The following is a 1,213-nucleotide window of genomic DNA, read 5'->3' as shown; positions in this document are numbered from 1 at the left end:
ATCAGTTGGTCTAATAGCTTTTTGTCGATGCTCATACGTGGGTCTCCTTATAGAGCAGTTACCACGCCAAAGCACAAAATTCAGGACAGTCCCGAAAACGCCGCGCAGCTGACCAATTGGACCCAATATGCGTCCGGCGTCGAAGGTGTGGCCCCACTTTTGGACGAAGCGTTGCGTACCTTGCCCGAAGCGAACCCGCAGAACGGCGCAGGTCAAGCAGTGTTCATTGAGGCCTGTAGTGAAGAGGTTCAGGCGGTCTATGATACAATCTGGACCAACTTGAAAAAATAGAAATATGACGGCTTGGCGCGCTAATGCCGCCAAGCCGTTGCTCTGTTCATATGCAGTGCGTATGTAAGAACATTACCTTGTCACAGCGGTCGCCCTTTGGCACCAAGCTTCTTGGTTATTATCTGGCGCAATTCGTTGAAATATCAGCGTGTCCAGACCAAGAAACGCTCAAAAGCGGTTGCATGCGGGTATGCCGATTGATCACGGACAAAGTAAACTGCTGCATTTTGCTGTCACCTCTTTGATGAAATTCACACTCCGATAATTCCATCAAGTCCCGACGCAAAAAAAAATGCGCCATTTGGCAAAAAATCCTTTCGTAAAATTAGAAAAGGCCAATGTTCTCTTTGGAAGTGGATGTAGGAGCGGTTGAGCGCTCCAAACGGCGATGTACCTTTGGGACATGTTTTAGATCATATTGAGCAACCCAAGCTGGTTGGAGTGCTTCGTGTGAAAGAATAATCGTACTCAATAGGTTCATATTTTTTGGGATGTGCAAAAATACACAGATTCTACAATTCGCAATGCCTCGGAAAAGTCGGTTGCTGAAGTTCGGCCAAGGAGGACTACAACATGAGAATGGCTGCCGACATCGAAAGGTTTGCGATCTTAGACTTCGAAGTCTCGAGCCTTTCAGGCAAAAGTTGGCCAATTGAAGTTGGGGTTTCTTGGCTGAATAAGGGGGAAGTCCGGACGTGGAGTTCACTGATCCGACCGGCTGTCGGCTGGAATCTTTCTGACTGGTCTGCTCAGAGTGCGGTAGTTTATGACATAGCACTTGAGGATATTCAGGACGCGCCGTCAGCTTTTGAGGTTGCGGAGGGACTTATCGCAAACTTGGCGGAGAGAGAGTGTCCGATCTTCTGTGTAACTGCGATCTGGTCCATGCTTCCTGAGAGGAGCAAGGACGATGACCATATCC

At 48.5% G+C, this 1,213-nt stretch carries 2 pseudogenes; both read left to right on the top strand.

Annotated elements, in window-relative coordinates:
* Nucleotides 1-291, top strand: a pseudogene (locus tag BLQ98_RS18035) (extracellular solute-binding protein); the annotation flags it as partial.
* A 573-nt stretch (nucleotides 292-864) separates the two neighbouring features.
* A pseudogene (locus BLQ98_RS18405) lies at nucleotides 865-1,213 on the top strand (hypothetical protein); the annotation flags it as partial.

The organism is Sulfitobacter litoralis, from assembly GCF_900103185.1.
Classification (GTDB): domain Bacteria; phylum Pseudomonadota; class Alphaproteobacteria; order Rhodobacterales; family Rhodobacteraceae; genus Sulfitobacter; species Sulfitobacter litoralis.
The sequence above is the reverse complement of the archived record's forward strand: the minus strand, read 5'-3'. Positions and strand labels throughout refer to the sequence as shown.